Genomic DNA, 16,332 nt, shown 5'->3' with positions numbered 1-16,332 from the left:
CTCACGCCGCGGCCAGGATGGGACGCCACAGCGACTCCGTGGTCGTGACGACGTAGCGGGCGCCGTCCAGCGAGTGGTCGGCGACCTTGATCGGCTTGTCCTGGCCCTTCGCGGTGGCCTTGGGGTCCCACGAGTAGCCGGGCGCCTCGGCGATGAGGCCGGTGCAGCGGTCGGAGACGGCGAGGTCGCCGGTGCCGAGCAGGGAGGCCATGGTGCGGATGCCGTAGGAGACGTCGTTGTCGGCATCGCGCAGGTTCGTGACGCCGTCGACCTGCAGCTGGGTCTTGAACGAGGCGGCGGACGGGTCGACGAACAGCCACTCGGCCGGCGGCTCCCCGGGGGCGGGCTGGTGCTGCTCGCCGACGAACGCGCGCAGGCGCTCCGACAGCTGCTGGTCGGTGAGCATGTGGCCCTGCTGGGTGCGCCACTCGTCGAGCAGGAACAGCCGGGGGCGCAGGCCGAGGGCCTCGTCGGGAACGTCGGCGACGCCCAGGACCAGACCCGTGGCGGGGTTGTTGGTGCCGTAGTCGACACCGACGCCGAAGACGCGCCGCATGCGGGGCAGCGCAGCCCAGGGCACGACGTGCCGGTCGGGGTCCCACATCGGGAAGATGGCGCCCTCGGCGGCGACCCACTCGCCGAGGATGAACCGCCGGTACCAGAGGCCGGTGAACTCGAGCTTCTTCTGGGCGACGTACTCGGGCGTGAGGGCCGGGTTGTCGTCCATCGTGAAGTGGAAGATCCGCCAGTGGGGGAGCAGGTGGTGGCGGTCGATGAACTTGGCCTTGAGCCAGTGGGCGGGGTTGTCGGGGTTGGTGGTCCCGAAGAGCTTGGCGCCGCGCACGGACATGCGACCGAGCAGCTGGGTGAAGAACTGCTCGGGCAGCGTGGTGACCTCGTCGACGTAGGCGCCGGCGACGGTCATGCCTCGGATGACGAGCTCGGCTTTGGCGTCGGAGGCGCCGAGGACGTGGACGCGTCGGCCGAGGATGCTGACGGTGGGGGCGCCGTAGTTGCCGACGACCTGGGCGGCCGCGTATCCGGTGAGCGCTGGGTCCTGTAGGGGGCCGATGACGTTGCGCCAGACGGCGTCTCGGGTGCGGCCGACCATGACGAGCTCGCCGCCGCGGGGTGCGTTGGCGATGAAGAGCATCCAGCGGACGAGGGAGCCGATGGTCTTGCCGGCGCGGATGGAGCCGTGCCAGAGGTTCACGGAGCCGGTGGCGTTGCGGACGCTGGTGAGCTGCTTGGGGGAGAGGCTCACGGCTGGGTGTCGGTCTCGTCGTGGATGCCGAGCGCGGCCGCGGTCTGCTGCAGCAGGCCGATCACGGCGGTGGAGCCGCCGGCGTCGTGCAGGTCGAGCTTGAGCGCGCGGTCGATGGCGATGCCGGTGGCCTGCATGATTTTCAGCTGGTCGGCGAACGTCGGCTGGTCGAGCTGGTGCTCGTTGTAGGTGTTGTCCTTGCCGCCGAAGTTGAACGCGATCGTCGGCTGCCAGGCCTGCGCCCGGAGCCGCTCGGCGTCCTCGAGGAGCGCGAGCTGGAGCTTGGCGCGGCGGGCCTTCGCGTCGAGGGTGTTGGCCTTCGTGGCGGCCTCGGTGCTCGAGCGGTCGAGGGTGATGCCGAGCGCGCGGAGCCGGCGGTCGATGGTGCTCTTCGTCGTGCCGATCTCGGTCGCGATGTCGCGGACGGACCGGCCGGCGGCCGCGAGGTCGCGCAACTGCTGGTCGAGGCCGTCGGTCCAAGGGAAGGGAGCCGCCATGGTGACTCACCTGCCTCGGGGTCCGCGCAGGCGCCAGGCCTGCCCACGGTGGACGGTGGATGGAGGGGCCGGTGTGGCGAGGGGTGGTTCGTCTCCTGGCCGGCCTCGTCTCCCAGGGCGTGGGTGCGGCGAGGCTGCCGGTCCCGTGGTGCGACGACCCGACCGGCGAGGTGTGGGTCAGGCGCTGCGCGGCGCCTGGTTGACCGAGACGGTGATCTGGTCGGGCGACCAGCCTGCGCGCGGCTTGTGCTCGGGGTTGGAGTGACCGCTGAGCGACACCGTCCACGGCCCCTCGCCGAGGGCGCCGGATTCGATGAGCGCGCGAGCGGCCTGGGCGGCGTTGGTGATGGAGTCCTGGGTGTGGTCCTCGCCGAGGTAGGTCGCGCCGTTGCCCTTCATCTCGTCGACCTTCTCGGTGACCGCGGCGTCGAGCCCTGCGGGGTCCGTGACGGTGATTCCGCCGATCGAGTAGCTCATGACGATGCTCCTTCGGTTGGGACGTGGGCGCCGCCGACGCAGGTGAGGACCCTCCACGGCCAACCCGCGACGACGGACGAGGGGCCCGACGCTCACTCCGGGCGCGCACTCCCCACGGGCCGCTCGAGGCGGGCACATTCGTCGGAGATGGCAGCTCGCGGTGCGGCGGCGGGGGCAAGGGGAAAGCCCCGGCTCAACGTGAGTCCGGGGCTTGCTGTGACCGTCAGGCTGGGGGCGCACTACACCCCTTGCCGTGTCACACCCGAAGAATGACATCCGTGTCATTCGATGTCAATCAGGACGCTTCGTCGCGCCTCCGCTCCCGGTCGAGCAGGGCCGCGAAGACCTGCGTCCGGTCGTAGAGGGCGTGGCCCTGGGCCGAGTAGCCGCGCGTCGAGATCATGCCCCGGCGCGACCACTGGCGCAGCACCGCCGGCTCGTAGCGCATGCCGAGCTGCTGGCGGATGTCGGCGACGAGCTGCTCGGCGGTGAGCAGCTGCGTGGGGCCGGCCATCCGCTCCCGCCAGCCCTCGAGGGTGTCCTCGAGGCCGCACCGGCAGGCGATCGGCTTGTCCCGGTCGGGCCGGTACTCGGCGTCATCGGGCACGACCCACACCCAGTCGGGGTAGGCGGCCGGGTCGGTCGTCGGCTGCGGCAGGTGCACGGGCCAGCGGCGCCACGTCGGGGCCTTGACCCGGACGCGGCGGCCACACTGCGGGCAGTCACCGATGACGATCCGGTCATTCTTGGGCGGCCAGGCGACGCGCTTGACGGCGCGGGCGAGCTCGTCCAGGTCGGCGACGAACGTGGTGCCGTACTCGTGGCCGGCGTCGGACCAGGCGGTGATGCGGTCGGCTTCGCGGGTGAGGAAGTCGACCATGGCGTAGATGTCGCCGCAGTCGATGGTCTCGGTGGTCTCGAGGCGGAGCTTGCCGTCGGGGCCGGGCTGCAGGGTCTGCAGGGTGACGGGCCACTGCTCGATGGCGGCGTGGACCCAGAAGGCGAGTGTGACGGGGGTGTCGAGGCGGGCGTCGGGTGGGAGCTCGACGTCGTCCTCGGTGGCTGGTCGGATGACGGCGGCGCTGGTGAACGTGCCGCCGGCGCGGACCTCGATCGGGTCCAGGACGTGGCGCCAGCCCTTGCGGATGGTGGCGAGGTCTTCGCGGGCTGCGTCGGCGGGGCTAATGGTCTGGGGGTCGGTGGTCGTATCGGTCATGCGGGCGCTCCTCCGAGTCGGCAGTGCATGAGCGGGCAGTGAGGGCAGGAGAGGCCGATCGCTCGGCGGCAGTCGGGGGCTGAGGTCACGGTCGCGCCTCCCCCAGGAGGCCGGCGTGGGCGGGCATCATCGCCGTCATGGACAACACCGTGGTGGCCGCGTGGATCGGCTTCGGGGGCGCCTTCATCGGTGGCGGGATGGCCTGGCTCGGTGGCTGGCTCACCATGCGATCGCAATGGACGCGAGAGCGCTCAGCGCGCCAGATCGAACAGCTGGCCGACATGCTCGACACCACCACGCGACGCCTCGCCGACAATCCACCCCGGAACGAGGGCTCGGTCTGGGTCACCGACGTGACCCAGGAGTCGATGCGCAACCTGCACTTTGTTCGCGTGATGGCAGCCGCTGCGAGTCCGCACCTGTTGCAGCTGGTTGAGGAGATCTTCCTCGACGAGGACGCGGAGTATCGGCCTTTCATCCCTTCGACGGACGTCCGTGTTCTCAACGGCATCGTGGCCCGCTGGTGGCCAGACCCCAAGGGTTTCGAGGAGCGGGCCGCATCGCTGGAGGAGTATCGGCTCGAATTCCCATGGACGGCTCTGACGGATCGCCCGGCAGACCCAGTGACGTCCATGGCTGTGCGCATCACGCACCGTCTCCGTCGCGGGAAGTGACGATCGCTCCAGCCTCGTCGTGTACCGTCTCGACCGCGGCGTCGCCGCCAGCAGGATGCTCCCCTGTCTCCTGCATAGCGGCGGCGCCGTCCACACGTCCAGCAGCCACCACGGCGTCAGCGACCTCACACTCGATGTGGCTCCAGAGCGCGGATGAGTCGGAGACGAACTCGCCGCAGCGGCACGTCCAACCGCCAGCCACACGCGTCGCCCGATCGTGCTGGTGCCGGTAGATCGCTGCGCGGGCTGCCTCGACCTGGGCGGGCGTTGCACGCGCGGCGACGAATCGGGACGTCCCCGGCTGTCGGGGCGCCGAGCCCGCCATCGTGGACGATGGGGCGTTGGTCCAGTCCACGATGCTGGCGAGGACTTCGGCGCGCGGGTCGTACTGCCCGACGTGGTCGGCGAGCATGGCCTCGAAGCTCGGCTTCTCGGAGTGGTCTCGGTCGGCGTGTGGTGTGGTCATCGGAGGGTCCTCTCGCTGGTCGGGTCTGGCTGGTGTCTGCGGTGACGTCGCCCCGGGTCGGGGCGAGGTCGTGACCTCGCCCGCTCGCTGGGGCGAGCTGGGTCCTGTTTCGTGCTCACTGACCTCGCCCCTCGCCTAGAGAGGCGGGCGAGGGGGCGAGGTCGTTCTGGTGCCCTTTCGGGGCGAGGTCGGGGCGAGGTGGGGGCGAGGTCAGCGGGCATCGTCTTCGTCCTCTCGGAACGTCGCGATGAGGCTGTGGTTGTGGGTGCCGCGCGGGCCTGCGGTGGTGGTCAGGAAGCCCTCGCGGACGAGCGCGTCGATGGCGAGGCGGACGTACTCGCGCTTGCCCTGGACGCCGTCCTCGATCTGGCGGCGGGAGGCGCCGGGGGTCATCTCGACATAGCGGGAGACCTTCTCCATGAGGTGGGTGGGTCGCATGCCGCCGTCGGCGCTCTTGGGCATGGTGGAGGGTTCTTCGAGCCAGGCGGCCATGGTGCCGTCGCGGGAGTCGATGACCAGGTGCGCGACGGCGTTGCCGAGGGCGATCTCGCGGACGGCGCCGGGGCGGTCCTTGTGGACGGCGATGGCGGCGCGGCCGATCTTGCCGCGGCCGAAGGGCTCGAGGACCTTGACGCCGTAGGCGGCGCCGTCGAGGCCGGCGAGCTTGTGTCCGGCGCCGATGGCCCAGCGGCCTTGCTTCTCGCTGTCCTTGACGACGTGGTCGATCTGCAGGACGGCGGGGCCGTGGTCGGCGAGGTGGCGGGGGAGCAGGTCGAGGTAGCGGGCGGCGTCTTCGTTGTCGAGCAGCGAGAGGCCGTGCATGGTCATGGCTTCGGTGACGCCGTCGATGACGGCGAGGCTGGAGGTGGCGGCGTACTGGTCGAGGAGCTTGCGGCCGGCGTGGTCGAGTGCCTGGGATGGTCGGATGTAGTGGAAGAGCTCGACGATGGCTTCGGCTGGGGCGCCGAGGTGGACGAGGCGTGGGACGACGCGTCCGGCGCGGTCCTCGAAGTCGACGTAGGTGACGTGCTCGCCGTTGCGCAGCGACTGGGCGGCGGCGATGAGCGCGACCCAGGTCTTGCCGGACTCGGGTTCGCCGCTGATGGAGTGGATGGCGGAGGGGTAGAGCAGGCACTGCCCGTCGTTGCGGGCGAGCTCGGTTGGCTGCTCGAGGACTTCGCCGTTGCGCAGGATGTCGGCGAGGTCGACGGGCGCCCAGGAGCTGGTGGCGACGTGGTCGACGCCGGGGACCCCGCGGGGGATCTGCTCGAGGTGGTCGGTGCAGCGGGCGTAGAGGTCGGCGGCTGGGGTGTCGCCGCGGTTGTCGATGTCGGCGAGGCCCTTGAGGTGGTGCTGCTGGAGGCGTCGGAGGGCGGCGTGCTCGGCGACGATCTGGGCGTGCCAAGAGCCGTCGATGACCCCGATGCCGAGGGTGGTGAGGTGCTCGAGGTAGGCGCGGCCGCCGGCGCGGTCGAGGTCGCGGCCGAGCTGGTTGGCGACGGTGATCTTGTCGACGGGTCGGGTGCGCGCGTAGAGGTTGAGGATGGCGTCGTAGATGAGCTCGTGGCGCAGGTCGTGGAAGTCGCCGGGGGCGGTGACGAGGCTGATGTCGTCGAGGGCCCGCGGGTTGGTCATGGCGGCGCCGAGGGTGGCCTGTTCGGCCTCACGGTCCTGTGGCGGCTGCCAGCCTGGCTGGTCGTCGGGTGGCGGCGCGACGGTGAGGTGGCGGTCGCGTGGTCGGTCGGTCACCGGCGCCCTTTCGGCTGGTTCGGATGATTCGGGGCGCCCGCCCCGGGCTGGGTCCCGGGGCGGGCTGCTCCGCCAGGGGTGCGGAGCGGGTGCGGCCCGTAGGGGTCAGGCCGCCGTCTCAGGCGTCGCGCCGCAGGAGCAGTCGACGCGCTGGCCTGGTCGGGAGGGACTGGTGCACACCGGCTGGCCCGAGCTCGGGCAGTCGATCGCAACGCCGCCGAAGGTCTTGGTCTGGTGGTAGCGCCAGACCAGGTGCAGCCCCTGCGGCAGCAAGCCAGTGCGCTTCGCACTGCCGTCGTCGGTGTGTCCCGGGCAGATGCCGAACTTGACCGAGCGCACGGAGGCTCGGCGTTCTGAACCTTCGACGCCCCCCCTCGCGTCGATCTGGAAGGGCAGCGGCTCGTGGTCATCGGCCGGGTCGTAGCGCTTGGGCGTCATGCGGCTGTGTCCTTCCGATTTGCCTGCCCGGGGTGGGCGAGGTCTGCGTTGCGAGCGAGCAGTGCGAGGAGGTCCTGGCGGCCGGCGCGCGCGAGGGCGTTCTGGACGCCGGAGCGGTCGGCATAGCCCAGGCGGGCGGCGATGCGGTCCGCAGTGGTGAGGGGGTCGAAGCGCAGGAGGTCCTCAACGTCCTCGAGCAGGTACTCGATGGGCCGGCCACCGTTTCGGGTCGCGTCGTGGACGACCTGGGGGATGGCGGCCGGGTCGTCGATCGAGTCGTCGTCCCACGCCATCGGCGGGGCCCAGCCCTTCTTGGCCGCGAGCCGGCGGATCTTGTCGCTGCGGCCGGGCTGGTCCCACAACTGCTCGTAGGCGACGTGGATACGGTCGCGGTTCATGGCTGAGACGTAGGGCCCGACCTGCAGCATCAGGTTGTGGATGATCGGCACGGTCGCGCCGGCGGCCTCGGCGATGGCCTCGCAGGTGTGACCGATGGCCTGGAGTGCCTGCAGCCGGCGGACGACGCCGACTCGTGGGACGAAGTCGTCGCCGGAGCGGTCGTGAAGCCGCGCCGGTCGGACCGCGAGGATCTTGGCCGCGATGGTGCGCGTGATGGTGCCCTGCTCGTGGCGTGTGAGCGCAGTGATCGTCGTCGGGGAAACGCCGGCGGCGGCCGCGATGGCTCGCTTGGACGAGCCGGACGCGAGCAGCCGCTCGATGTGCTGCTTGACCGGGTCCGAGTCGACGCAGCGCTTGATGCCGCGCTCGCGGTCGAGCCGCCACTTCTTCGTGTAGTGGTAGTCGTAGCTCACGCGATCGCTCCTCGACGAAGCTCGCGGCGCTCGTCCTCGGTGAGGCCGCCCCAGACGCCGAACTCCTCGCGGTGCTTGAGCGCCCACTCGAGGCAGGTCTGCCGGACCGGGCAGGGCTGGCACATGCGGACGGCGTCGCCGGCGTCGCGGTCGCGCTTCGGGTAGAAGGCGTCCGGGTCGTCGGTGCCGCGGCAGGCGCCGTCGTGCATCCAGTCGGGGGTGCCGTGGATGTCGACGACCTTGTTGCGGCGGGCGGCTCGGCCGGCCTCCTTGGCGGTGACGCGCTCGGTGGCACGTTCACGGCGGAGTGCCCTTCTGGTGGAGGAGAGCCCGGCCTGCTGGAGGTAGTAGTTGACGGTGGACGTGGAGACGCCGTGCTCCTGGGCGATCGTCATGAAGCGGTCGCCGGCCGCGAGCCGGTCGATGATCTGCTGCTTCTCGGCGGCGGTGAGTCGGCGGGCCATCACGCCACCGCCGTCGCGTACTGGTGGCCAGGCGGCCGTGTCGCCGCTAGGTCGAGGGCCTGCCGATCGCGGAGCACCTGGCGGTCGGTGCAGTTGAGGCGGTTGGCGACTTCGCTGTCGGACAGCCCCTCGGCCACGAGCCGGCGGACGCCCTCCAGGCGGTCGACGCGCTGCATGGGCAGTCGCTCACCGGAGAGCACGCGATCGACGAGGGCCTCGTCGTGCGCCGGGACGACCTCGAGCTCGCCGCGCTCGTCGGCGCGGATGGCAGCCTCCCAGCACTGCCCGCAGGCGACCCCGCCGACGACGGTTCGCGCGTCACCGTGGTCGCAGACGATGGACAGGGCCAGACGGTGCGACCTGGTCAGCCAAGAGGACCGGCTGGACGACCTCGTGCTGGCAGAGCCAGACTTCTTGGACCTGACCTGCTTCGCCAGGTCGGTTGCCTGCCCGATGGTGAGCTCGTCGTTGTCGACCATGTCCTGCGCTTCGATCGGCAGCTCGAGCAGCAGCAGTCGGGCACGGATCAGCGCGACGCGGTAGCCGGTGGAGCGGGCGATGTCGGCGACGGCGACGCCCTCGTCCTGGAGCGCCTTGAACGCGCGGGCCTGCTCGATCGGGCGCAGCTCCTGGTGCATGGCGGCGGCGAGCATCGTCGTGGTGACGGAGCGGGCGTCGGCGCCGATGGTGACGAGGCACGGCACGGCCGGCACGCACGCCCGCTGGCAGGCCTCGAGGCGGCGGTGGCCGTCGGTGACGACAAGCAGTCCGCCCTGGTCGTTGACGACGAGCGGCTGCAGGAGGCCGTTGGCGCGGATGCTGTTGGCGAGCTCGTCGATGTCGAAGAGGTGTTCGCGGACGTTGCGCCGGTTGGCGACGAGGTCGCGGACGGGGATGGTGCGCAGCTCGACTCGGGTGGCCATCACGCCACCTGCCGGTCGGCGATGTTGCGCACCGTGTAGAGGTCGATCGTGGCACCCGGGATCTCGTCGCGGGCCGCGTACACCTTGAAGGCGTGGATGGCGACGATGAGTGAGTCGTCCGCGATGACCCCGGCCGCGGTGAGCGCGTCGAAGGTGGAGCGTTGCAGCTTGTCGCCATCGCCGGCGCCGCGGCTGGTGACGTACATGGGGGCGTCGTCGCGGAGCAGGTGGGCGTTGCGGCCGGTGCGGTAGTGGCTCTTTGGTCGGGCGAACCGGAAGGTGATCTGGACGCCGATGGCGCCGGTGGCGCGGTCCCACTCGTCGGAGGCGAGGTGGGCTGCTTCGGCGGCGGCCTTGACGTCGGCGCGCCAGGGCTTCACCTTCTTGCTGGACTCGAGGAGGATGCCGTTGCCGACGTGACGCTTCGAGCCCTGTGCGCCGGGGGTGCCGTTGACGTTGAAGGTGAGGCGGCTCATGCGACGGCCTCCTGCTCGGTTGCGGGAGTGGGCAGCTGGTCGGGTGACCAGTCGGCGGGGAGCGGCTGCACAGGCCACTCGGTGCAGGCGACGAAGGCCGGGTCGACGTCGTCGGGCTTCTTGCGCTGCTCGCCGCGCTTGTACGCCTGGAACGAGGTGGCCGAGCGGGCGTACTGGGCGCCCTGCCAGTCGTGCAGCCGCGCGAGGTCCCAGTCGCCGGGGTTGATGCGGTCGACGCCGCGCGGGCCGTCGAACTGCTCGAACCGGTACGGGTCCGTCGCGAGACGCCAGGCGAGGCGGCCGGCGGCGAGAGCGTCTGCCTCGGCGCCGTGGGCTTCCTGCGCGGTGAGGTCGACGCCCCAGAGGCGGCAGCACTCGAGGAGGGTGTGCGGCCCGCAGGCGGCGTCGGGGCGGCGGCCGTTGGGCTTGCCGGGCCGGTACGGGTCGAGCTGCTTCTCGAGGACCATCGTGTCGATGACGGGGCGGATGCCAGCGAACGCGGCCGCGAGGGTGGTGTGCCCGTGTCGGACGAGCTCGGCGTGCAGGAGCGTCAGGTCGTAGACGACGTTGTGGCCGACGACGGGCAGCCCGGAGCCGATGCAGGAGAGCAGGTCGGCGGCGAGCTCGCGGACGCCGGTGGAGGCGTCGCGGCCGTCGAGGCGTGCCATCTCGGTGGTGATGCCGTGGACGTCGGTGGCGCCCTGCGGGATGTCGATGACGGGGTTGAGCATCCACGAGCGGGTCGTGGTCTTGACCCCGGCGCCGGCCTCGATGATGGCGGCGGTGACAATGCGGTCGCGGTGCGGGTCGACGCCCGTGGTCTCGAGGTCGAAGAGCGCGAGGCGGCTCATGTGCCAGCCCATGTTCACCACTCCGGCTCGGTGGTCGGGTCGCCCGACTCGTCGTAGGAGGCGTACTGGCCGGCGGGCGGGTCCTGCTCGTCGATGACCTCGCCGGTGACCTCGTCGGCCTCGTAGTGCTCGCCGCCGACCGGGTCGGCTGCGCGCTCGAGGCCGGTCTCGGTGACGGGCTGGTCGCGGACGGCGCCGATCGAGCCGGGCCCGACCTGCTCGGCCTCGACAGCCTTGACCGCGCGCAGCTGCTCGCGCATGTACTCGGCGGACGTCGGGACCCACTTGGCCAGGCGGTGCGCGGCCGTCTTGAGCCACATCGACTCCTCGTGCTTCACCCACGGCGAGTAGGCCGAGGAGGCGCCCTGCGACGAGGCCTTGGCGCGCTCGATGTCGTCCCGGTTGAGGATGACGACCTTCGACGTCGCGCCGTCCTTCATCACGGCGTAGGCGTAGGCGCCGAGGAGCTCGCCGCGGCCGCCCTTGCCGAACCAGTCGATCTCGTGGGTGGGCCGGTCGTCGCGGCCGGGCACGTAGGAGAACTTGTCGTTCTCGCGGACGACCTCGACGATCACCGAGGAGACGGCACCGGCGCGGTAGATCAGCTCGACGACGCCCTGGTAGCCCATCTGGCCGCGGACCTGCATCTGGCCCTTCACCTTCTGCGGCACGAGGTAGTACTGCTCGGTGCCAGGCTCGAGACCGCGGCGGGCGGCGTCCAGGAGCGCGCCGAGAAACGACGCCGGGTCCTGCCGGGCGGCCTGCTCGAGGTTGCGGTCGCGGCGCAGCGCGCCGATGGCGACGCGGCACCACGTCTCGGGCTTGATGTGCGACGGCAGAACGACGGCGAAGTCGCCCTGGTACTGCTGGACGAGCGCGGCCGGGGTGTTCTGCTCGGTGCGTGCGACGGCGGTCATGACGCGGTCCTCTCGGTCAGGAGTGCGGCGGTGAGGCCGCGGGCGGGGTTGAGGTACGGGGTGGAGCCGGCGCGGCCGGCTCGGCGGTAGGCGACGGTGAGCCCGGTCGGGGTCTTGGCGACCCGGCCCGTGCCGAGCTCGTCGCTGATGCGGGCGGCGGCGCCGCGGTAGGCGGTCTCGGCGTCGTCCTTGGCGGCCTTCGCGGCGGCGTACTCGAGCGCGAGGGACAGGTCGATCTCGACCTCGGTGTCCTCGATGTCGGGGTGCAGCTGCCGGATGGCGCGGTAGGTGGCGTCGTGCTCGTCGATCGACGGGACGTGCCGGCCGAGGGAGTCCATGAACGCCTCAGCCTCGGTGACGAGCCACGCCTGCTTCTGCGGGTCGGCGTCGACGACGTACTCGCGGAACTCCATGAAGGACGTGAGCACCGAGAAGTAGCAGCGCCGCCGGCCCGTCACGAGGAGCGTCCACTGCGCCTGGTCGTCGTAGTAGACGGGCACCTCACTGGTGCCGGGCTCGCCCCACTCCCAGTCCTTCGTCGAGGTCTTGCACTCGAGCAGGTCATCCACGTCGACGAGGGCGTCGGGGGAGGCGACCTGCCACGGGAACAGGTCGCGCTCCCACGTGCCGGTGCGCTCGACGCGCATGTCGGGGTGCTGGTCGCGGAACCACTGCCGCAGCGCGGGCTCGAGGTAGTGGCCGCGGCGCTTCTCGTCGGCGTTCTGGCCGTCGTCCCAGGCGAGGTTCCCGGTCATCTTGTGCCACAGGGAGAACCGGGACTCGTAGGGCGAGTGGCCGACGACGCCAGCGATCTTCGAGGCGCTCATGCGCTTGGCCCACTCGGGGCTGCCGGGTGCGAGCGTCGGGATGAGGGTGGCGGTCATGCGGCCACGTCCTTCGCGGTGGCGTCGAGGACGTCGACGCAGCGGGAGCAGGTGACACGCGGGTCGGTGAGCGCGTCGACGAGCTCGGCCGGGGTGAGACCGGTGCGCAGCTCGCGGCGCCGGCACAGGACGCACTGGATCCAGGCGGTGAGCCCGTGCTGGGCCTCGACGGCCGCGGCGGCGCGGTCGGCGTGGTGGCGGCCGCGGAGCTTGCCGGCCGGGTGGGCCGCGCGAGCGGCGGCGAGCCGGACGCGACGTGAGTGCTTCATCGCCAGGGCGACGAACGCGAGCACCCCCAGGACGGCGAGGTACATGAGCATCTCGCTGCCGGCGGTGACGCCGTTGGCCGGCAGGGTCAGCGTCCCCATGTCCGCTCCTCCTCTAGGCGAAGCGCGACGCAGTCGGCCTCGAACGCGCACGTCTGCCACGGGGCGGCGTGCTGGTGGTCGCAGTCGGCCTTCCAGTCCTCGTCGGCGTCGAAGGACGCTGCGAGCCCGGCGGGGGCCTCGATCCACTGGCCGGCCGAGGTCTCGCTGTCGCGCCAGAAGAAGACGCGGCCCTCGTCGGTCTTGACGGCGGGGTAGGACCAGGAGGCACCGGCGCCGTGGTTGCGGCCCACACGGCCGGGCTGGCCGGCCGGTCGGGCACCGGCGGCGACCCAGTCAGCGACGACGGGCTGCTCGAGCGCGGTCACGAGTGGAGCTCCTGGCTCAGGGCCCTCGCCGAGGCGTGCTGCTGGGCGACGGTGGTGGGCCAGTAGTCGACGGCGAGCTCGGCGTCGGTCGGGTCGAAGTCGTCGTCGACCTCGTCGTCGCCGGCGACGGCCCCGGACTCGAGGGACTCCTGAACCCGGCCGAGGATCTGCTCGACCTGCTTGGGCGACAGGGCGATGAGCGCCTGGTCGTGGTCGCTGGTGAGCAGGACGTAGGGGTCGGTCGCGCGGAGGCTGAGGCTGACCGCGGCGTCGTTGATCCCGTCGAGATTCGTCATCGGCAGCGGCATCGGGCGCCGGATGGGCGAGCGGTGCCGGCCGACGTACTCGGCGTTGCGGGCCGTGGTCGTCATCGGGTCACCGACCCCTCGGTCGAAGGACCGAAGACCTCGACCTTGGCGCCGGCCAAGCCGGTGACCGGGCTCGGGCCGACGATGGTGATGCCGCCAACCGTCGAGCGAACGCCCTTGAGCTGGAGGTAGGCGGCGACCTTGCCGATCTCGGCGAACGTGTCGACGTGGAGCGAGACGGTGACGATCCCGGTGTTCGCGTAGGTCGTCCCCTGGATGCCGACGACGTCGAAGTCCTGGATACGGATGCGCTTGGCGACGGCGTCGATGGCCGCGCGGATGCGCTCGGCGTTGCTGGTGCTGGTGCTGGTGGTACTGGTCTGGGTCGTCATGAGACGATTCCTTTCGTCGCGAGCACCCGTTGATCCCTTCGCCAGGAGCGGGTGCTCCGTCATGTGCTGAGTGGTCTTGCTCCGGCCGCCGGTCGGGGTCGAGTCGGCTGGCGGCCGGATGTTCAGGCGGCCCTGCGGGAGTCGATCCAGCGCTCGAGGAGCCGCTCGTCGTAGCGCCAGATGGGCCGGTTCTGGGTGCCGAGGTTGATCGCGAAGGACGCGAAGTCGCCTCGGCGCGTGCGCTTCCGGGTCGTCTTGATGTGCTCGCCCAGGCGGGCGGCGACCTCGTGCGCGGTCAGCAGGTGGGTGGGCGGCTTCGTGCTCACGCCGGCACCTCCTCGTAGCCGAGCTGCTGGAGGGCCTCGCCGTGGTTCGCGACCTCGAGCACCGCGAGCGGCGCCCACGAGGTGACGCGGCCCTCCTCGTCGGCGGCGACGACGAGAGTCCCGTGGTCGCCGTTGGTGAGCGGGCCGATGGAGATGACGACGTGCTCGACGGACTGCCCGGTGGGCAGCTCGATCGGCGGGTCGAGCCGGAAGAGCACCGCGTCGTTGACCCAGCCGAGGTCGCGGATGCGGGTAGCGGTGTTCATGCCGAGGCTCGCTCAGTGTGCGACTGCACGTTGCACATCGTGGGCTCAAAAATCGTCCCGGGAGGGACGTCGAGAGCCCTTTCGATGGAACGTGCGGTCTCGGGGGAGCAGGTGGTCCGCTCGCCGGAAGCGAGGTGGCCGATGGTCGAGGGGCTCAAGCGCGGCTTCGTGGTCTTGGCGGCGAGCCCTCGGACGGTGAGTCCGCGGTACGCCATGTGCTGGCGGAGGGCCTGGCGGTGGACCTTCACGTAGAGCCTCCTTTCAGCTGTCATGTCGGATTCCTTCCAAATGTAGACGACTGTGCGCTGTGTGACAACACACTACACAGCGTAGACGTGTTTGTCTACGAAATCCGGGGGAGAAGTAGTGCCCCGACCTGCGCGTCTACAAGTCACAAGCGTGTGAGTTGTAGACAGCGCGTCTACAGTGGCCCTTGCCGATGCCGTCTACACCCCCTCAAGGTGAGCCACGTGAGCGAGTTGTCCCAGGCCCTCAAGGCCGCGCAGAAGAAGCGCAGTGGATGGTCGCTCCGGAGGATCGAGGAGGAGATGGAGCATGCCGGCCACAAGGTGTCATTCGCCACCATCGGGAACTACCTGCGCGGAGACCACGGAGTCCCAGACGACTCCACGCTCCAGGCGTTCGCCGCAGTCTTCGACGAGCTCGACATCGTCACACTGCGGCAGCTGGCGCAGGTGCCGGCGGGAGAGGGGGAGCCCTACGTCCCGCCGGCCGATGCGTCCCGTCTCTCGCGGACCCAGCGCGCCGCCATCGACGCCGTCATCGCAGCGATGCTCGAGCAGCCCGAGTCCGGCGCGGTAGTCACGCGCCTGCCCGGCCCGAAGCCGCCCACCATGGAGGACATCCAGGAGGGCCGCGCGGCCGCGCACCGCACCCGACGTCATCGCCGGGAGGACCGTCAGACCTGACGGTTACGTTGCGGTCGCGGCTCAAGCAGCGGGCCCACCAGTGAGTCAGGGGGCAACGTGGCGCAGCACCATCCGTGGAGGGCCATCCGGGCCCTGGCCGACTGGACGGTGCACTGGACCGGGGAGCTGCCGGAGGGTGTCGACGCCGCGACCAGGTGGGCCGATCGCACGATCTGGCTGCGCTTCGGGCTCTCGCAGGTACAGCGTCGCTGCATCATCGAGCACGAGCGGCAGCACATCATCCGCGGCCCCGGCGGTCACGAGCTCTACGAAGAGCGCTCGGTCGACGTGGCCACGGCTCATTCGCTGATTCGCCTCGACGAGCTGATGGATGCGGCAAGGTGGGCCCGGTCGATGCCGGAGCTCGCCGACGAGTTGAACGTTACTGAGGACGTGGTGCACGTCCGGTTGAGACACCTGCACCCGTCGGAGCGAGCGTTGCTTCGGCGGGCGGCAGTGGAAGCAGGCGAAGAGTCGACGTGCTGAGAGGTCACCAGACCTCGTGACTTGAGGAGACAGGGAATGAAGCGCATCACAGGGGCCGCCGCCGTTGTGTTGGTGTTGGCGGGATGTGGCAAAGGTGAGGTGCCCGTCGCGACGGCGAGCCCGACCGTGTCGGTGACTACTACGACCACGACTCCGACACCGGAGCCGACAACGACTACCAGGCCGGCGGGGCCAGGTGCCTTCGTTGCTTGGGCCAAGACCGCTCGGTACGGGACGCTGGATCTGTCGAGCGTGGGCGATGAGCAGCTACTCAAGATCGGGAACAGCTTCTGTGAGGTCATGGCGACTCAGTCTTCTTTCGGCGACGCCGTTCAGGCGATGCTGACCGGCAAAGAGCATTCGGAGACCGCCGACCAGGTCGACGCGCTCTTCAGGCAGTCCGTCATCAACTTGTGTCCCCAGCACAAGGACATGCTGCCGTGACGGAAGAGCTGCTTGCGTTCGAGCGCCGGTGGCTGAACGATCCGCGGGCCAGCGACGGCCGGAAGGCGCAGGCGATCCAGGCCGAGTTTGGCGTCTCGGAGACGAGGCACTACCAGAGGCTCGTCGCGGTCCTGCACACCGATGAGGCGTGGCGGGCCGACCCCGCGACGACGTCAGCGCTCCTGGGCCGGCTCAAGGCGCGAACACGGGCGAGGCGCAGCGGCTGATGGGCCATGTCAAGGACCGGTGGACCCGCCCGGGCGACCGAGGCCGACGGGTCCGCACCGAGCGGTGGGGCCGCGGCAAGCGGTGGCTCGCCTCGTGGATCGAGCCCGACGGTGGCGAGAAGACGGCCGCGTTCGCGACGAAGGACGCCGCC

The 16,332-nt window shown here is 70.8% G+C and carries 25 protein-coding genes; 5 read left to right on the top strand and 20 right to left on the bottom strand.

The features are described 5' to 3' along the window. Position 1 precedes the first annotated feature (1 nt). From BIV28_RS08125 to BIV28_RS08110, 4 genes are all read right to left on the bottom strand, one after another. A complete protein-coding gene (locus tag BIV28_RS08125) occupies positions 2-1,264 on the bottom strand; it encodes a PBSX family phage terminase large subunit (protein WP_076260856.1) in 1,263 nt (420 codons plus the stop codon). Then, the gene (locus BIV28_RS08120) at positions 1,261-1,761 is read right to left on the bottom strand and encodes a helix-turn-helix domain-containing protein (RefSeq protein WP_076260854.1); all 501 of its coding nucleotides are present in this window, start codon (positions 1,759-1,761) and stop codon (positions 1,261-1,263) included. Before BIV28_RS08120 ends, BIV28_RS08125 begins: the two co-directional genes overlap by 4 nt. A gap of 177 nt (positions 1,762-1,938) precedes the next feature. Continuing rightward, positions 1,939-2,238, bottom strand: coding sequence for a hypothetical protein (locus BIV28_RS08115; protein WP_076260853.1), 300 nt, complete (start codon positions 2,236-2,238; stop codon positions 1,939-1,941). 295 nt (positions 2,239-2,533) lie between these two features. Next, positions 2,534-3,454: a hypothetical protein gene (locus BIV28_RS08110; RefSeq protein ID WP_076260851.1), complete on the bottom strand. Its 921-nt coding sequence runs from the start codon at positions 3,452-3,454 to the stop codon at positions 2,534-2,536. A 137-nt stretch (positions 3,455-3,591) separates the two neighbouring features. Between BIV28_RS08110 and BIV28_RS08105 the strand changes: the two genes are divergently transcribed. Next, positions 3,592-4,128 carry a hypothetical protein gene (locus tag BIV28_RS08105; RefSeq protein ID WP_076260849.1) on the top strand — a complete coding sequence of 179 codons (537 nt, stop codon included), beginning with the start codon at positions 3,592-3,594 and terminating at the stop codon, positions 4,126-4,128. Here the strand turns inward: BIV28_RS08105 and BIV28_RS08100 are convergent. The 16 genes from BIV28_RS08100 to BIV28_RS08025 form a co-directional block, all read right to left on the bottom strand. Continuing rightward, positions 4,100-4,594, bottom strand: coding sequence for a hypothetical protein (locus BIV28_RS08100; protein WP_076260847.1), 495 nt, complete (start codon positions 4,592-4,594; stop codon positions 4,100-4,102). The genes BIV28_RS08105 and BIV28_RS08100 overlap by 29 nt on opposite strands. Positions 4,595-4,804: 210 nt before the next feature. Next, entirely contained in the window at positions 4,805-6,343 is a 1,539-nt protein-coding gene (locus BIV28_RS08095) for a DnaB-like helicase N-terminal domain-containing protein (protein WP_076260846.1), read from the bottom strand. 105 nt (positions 6,344-6,448) lie between these two features. After that, the gene (locus BIV28_RS08090) at positions 6,449-6,781 is read right to left on the bottom strand and encodes a hypothetical protein (RefSeq protein ID WP_076260844.1); all 333 of its coding nucleotides are present in this window, start codon (positions 6,779-6,781) and stop codon (positions 6,449-6,451) included. Beyond that, positions 6,778-7,593: a hypothetical protein gene (locus tag BIV28_RS08085; RefSeq protein WP_076260842.1), complete on the bottom strand. Its 816-nt coding sequence runs from the start codon at positions 7,591-7,593 to the stop codon at positions 6,778-6,780. Before BIV28_RS08085 ends, BIV28_RS08090 begins: the two co-directional genes overlap by 4 nt. After that, positions 7,590-8,057 (bottom strand): WhiB family transcriptional regulator, encoded by a 468-nt coding sequence (locus BIV28_RS20420; RefSeq protein WP_207555852.1) that lies wholly within the window; start codon positions 8,055-8,057, stop codon positions 7,590-7,592. Before BIV28_RS20420 ends, BIV28_RS08085 begins: the two co-directional genes overlap by 4 nt. Continuing rightward, positions 8,057-8,980, bottom strand: a complete 924-nt coding sequence (locus tag BIV28_RS08075; RefSeq protein WP_076260840.1) for a ParB/RepB/Spo0J family partition protein — start codon at positions 8,978-8,980, stop codon at positions 8,057-8,059. Before BIV28_RS08075 ends, BIV28_RS20420 begins: the two co-directional genes overlap by 1 nt. Continuing rightward, positions 8,980-9,456: a RusA family crossover junction endodeoxyribonuclease gene (locus BIV28_RS08070; protein ID WP_076260838.1), complete on the bottom strand. Its 477-nt coding sequence runs from the start codon at positions 9,454-9,456 to the stop codon at positions 8,980-8,982. Before BIV28_RS08070 ends, BIV28_RS08075 begins: the two co-directional genes overlap by 1 nt. Further along, a complete protein-coding gene (locus BIV28_RS08065) occupies positions 9,453-10,307 on the bottom strand; it encodes an exonuclease domain-containing protein (protein WP_207555851.1) in 855 nt (284 codons plus the stop codon). Before BIV28_RS08065 ends, BIV28_RS08070 begins: the two co-directional genes overlap by 4 nt. A gap of 14 nt (positions 10,308-10,321) precedes the next feature. Next, the gene (locus tag BIV28_RS08060; protein ID WP_076260834.1) at positions 10,322-11,224 is read right to left on the bottom strand and encodes a recombinase RecT; all 903 of its coding nucleotides are present in this window, start codon (positions 11,222-11,224) and stop codon (positions 10,322-10,324) included. After that, positions 11,221-12,108, bottom strand: coding sequence for a lambda-exonuclease family protein (locus BIV28_RS08055; RefSeq protein ID WP_076260833.1), 888 nt, complete (start codon positions 12,106-12,108; stop codon positions 11,221-11,223). Before BIV28_RS08055 ends, BIV28_RS08060 begins: the two co-directional genes overlap by 4 nt. Then, positions 12,105-12,476, bottom strand: coding sequence for a hypothetical protein (locus BIV28_RS08050; RefSeq protein ID WP_076260832.1), 372 nt, complete (start codon positions 12,474-12,476; stop codon positions 12,105-12,107). Before BIV28_RS08050 ends, BIV28_RS08055 begins: the two co-directional genes overlap by 4 nt. Next, positions 12,464-12,802 carry a hypothetical protein gene (locus tag BIV28_RS08045; protein WP_076260830.1) on the bottom strand — a complete coding sequence of 113 codons (339 nt, stop codon included), beginning with the start codon at positions 12,800-12,802 and terminating at the stop codon, positions 12,464-12,466. Before BIV28_RS08045 ends, BIV28_RS08050 begins: the two co-directional genes overlap by 13 nt. Next, positions 12,799-13,173, bottom strand: coding sequence for a hypothetical protein (locus tag BIV28_RS08040; protein ID WP_076260828.1), 375 nt, complete (start codon positions 13,171-13,173; stop codon positions 12,799-12,801). Before BIV28_RS08040 ends, BIV28_RS08045 begins: the two co-directional genes overlap by 4 nt. Further along, complete coding sequence (locus BIV28_RS08035) at positions 13,170-13,502, bottom strand: hypothetical protein (protein ID WP_076260826.1); 333 nt, start codon at positions 13,500-13,502, stop codon at positions 13,170-13,172. Before BIV28_RS08035 ends, BIV28_RS08040 begins: the two co-directional genes overlap by 4 nt. Before the next feature lie 122 nt (positions 13,503-13,624). Beyond that, complete coding sequence (locus tag BIV28_RS08030) at positions 13,625-13,828, bottom strand: helix-turn-helix domain-containing protein (RefSeq protein WP_076260824.1); 204 nt, start codon at positions 13,826-13,828, stop codon at positions 13,625-13,627. After that, positions 13,825-14,094 carry a DUF7572 family protein gene (locus BIV28_RS08025; protein WP_076260822.1) on the bottom strand — a complete coding sequence of 90 codons (270 nt, stop codon included), beginning with the start codon at positions 14,092-14,094 and terminating at the stop codon, positions 13,825-13,827. Before BIV28_RS08025 ends, BIV28_RS08030 begins: the two co-directional genes overlap by 4 nt. 470 nt (positions 14,095-14,564) lie before the next feature. Between BIV28_RS08025 and BIV28_RS08015 the strand changes: the two genes are divergently transcribed. The 4 genes from BIV28_RS08015 to BIV28_RS08000 are packed head-to-tail and all read left to right on the top strand — an operon-like array spanning position 14,565 to position 16,180. Continuing rightward, positions 14,565-15,023, top strand: coding sequence for a hypothetical protein (locus tag BIV28_RS08015; protein ID WP_076260819.1), 459 nt, complete (start codon positions 14,565-14,567; stop codon positions 15,021-15,023). Positions 15,024-15,080: 57 nt separating this feature from the next. Then, complete coding sequence (locus BIV28_RS08010) at positions 15,081-15,509, top strand: hypothetical protein (RefSeq protein ID WP_076260818.1); 429 nt, start codon at positions 15,081-15,083, stop codon at positions 15,507-15,509. A gap of 36 nt (positions 15,510-15,545) precedes the next feature. Next, complete coding sequence (locus tag BIV28_RS08005) at positions 15,546-15,953, top strand: hypothetical protein (protein WP_076260816.1); 408 nt, start codon at positions 15,546-15,548, stop codon at positions 15,951-15,953. Next, a complete protein-coding gene (locus BIV28_RS08000; RefSeq protein WP_083707151.1) occupies positions 15,950-16,180 on the top strand; it encodes a DUF3263 domain-containing protein in 231 nt (76 codons plus the stop codon). Before BIV28_RS08005 ends, BIV28_RS08000 begins: the two co-directional genes overlap by 4 nt. The last annotated feature ends 152 nt before the right edge of the window (positions 16,181-16,332 follow it).

It is taken from the genome of Intrasporangium flavum, from assembly GCF_001956915.1.
GTDB lineage: Bacteria > Actinomycetota > Actinomycetes > Actinomycetales > Dermatophilaceae > Monashia > Monashia flava.
Note: the sequence above shows the minus strand (reverse complement) of the source record. Positions and strands in the feature narration are given on the sequence as shown.

Coding starts and splice junctions, on each gene's coding strand:
- BIV28_RS08120 (WP_076260854.1), bottom strand. CDS start 1,761: ATGGCGGCTCCCTTCCCTTGGACCGACGGCCTCGACCAGCAGTTGCGC.
- BIV28_RS08115 (WP_076260853.1), bottom strand. CDS start 2,238: ATGAGCTACTCGATCGGCGGAATCACCGTCACGGACCCCGCAGGGCTC.
- BIV28_RS08110 (WP_076260851.1), bottom strand. CDS start 3,454: ATGACCGATACGACCACCGACCCCCAGACCATTAGCCCCGCCGACGCA.
- BIV28_RS08105 (WP_076260849.1), top strand. CDS start 3,592: ATGGACAACACCGTGGTGGCCGCGTGGATCGGCTTCGGGGGCGCCTTC.
- BIV28_RS08100 (WP_076260847.1), bottom strand. CDS start 4,594: ATGACCACACCACACGCCGACCGAGACCACTCCGAGAAGCCGAGCTTC.
- BIV28_RS08090 (WP_076260844.1), bottom strand. CDS start 6,781: ATGACGCCCAAGCGCTACGACCCGGCCGATGACCACGAGCCGCTGCCC.
- BIV28_RS20420 (WP_207555852.1), bottom strand. CDS start 8,057: ATGGCCCGCCGACTCACCGCCGCCGAGAAGCAGCAGATCATCGACCGG.
- BIV28_RS08075 (WP_076260840.1), bottom strand. CDS start 8,980: ATGGCCACCCGAGTCGAGCTGCGCACCATCCCCGTCCGCGACCTCGTC.
- BIV28_RS08070 (WP_076260838.1), bottom strand. CDS start 9,456: ATGAGCCGCCTCACCTTCAACGTCAACGGCACCCCCGGCGCACAGGGC.
- BIV28_RS08065 (WP_207555851.1), bottom strand. CDS start 10,307: ATGAGCCGCCTCGCGCTCTTCGACCTCGAGACCACGGGCGTCGACCCG.
- BIV28_RS08060 (WP_076260834.1), bottom strand. CDS start 11,224: ATGACCGCCGTCGCACGCACCGAGCAGAACACCCCGGCCGCGCTCGTC.
- BIV28_RS08055 (WP_076260833.1), bottom strand. CDS start 12,108: ATGACCGCCACCCTCATCCCGACGCTCGCACCCGGCAGCCCCGAGTGG.
- BIV28_RS08050 (WP_076260832.1), bottom strand. CDS start 12,476: ATGGGGACGCTGACCCTGCCGGCCAACGGCGTCACCGCCGGCAGCGAG.
- BIV28_RS08040 (WP_076260828.1), bottom strand. CDS start 13,173: ATGACGACCACGGCCCGCAACGCCGAGTACGTCGGCCGGCACCGCTCG.
- BIV28_RS08035 (WP_076260826.1), bottom strand. CDS start 13,502: ATGACGACCCAGACCAGTACCACCAGCACCAGCACCAGCAACGCCGAG.
- BIV28_RS08025 (WP_076260822.1), bottom strand. CDS start 14,094: ATGAACACCGCTACCCGCATCCGCGACCTCGGCTGGGTCAACGACGCG.
- BIV28_RS08005 (WP_076260816.1), top strand. CDS start 15,546: ATGAAGCGCATCACAGGGGCCGCCGCCGTTGTGTTGGTGTTGGCGGGA.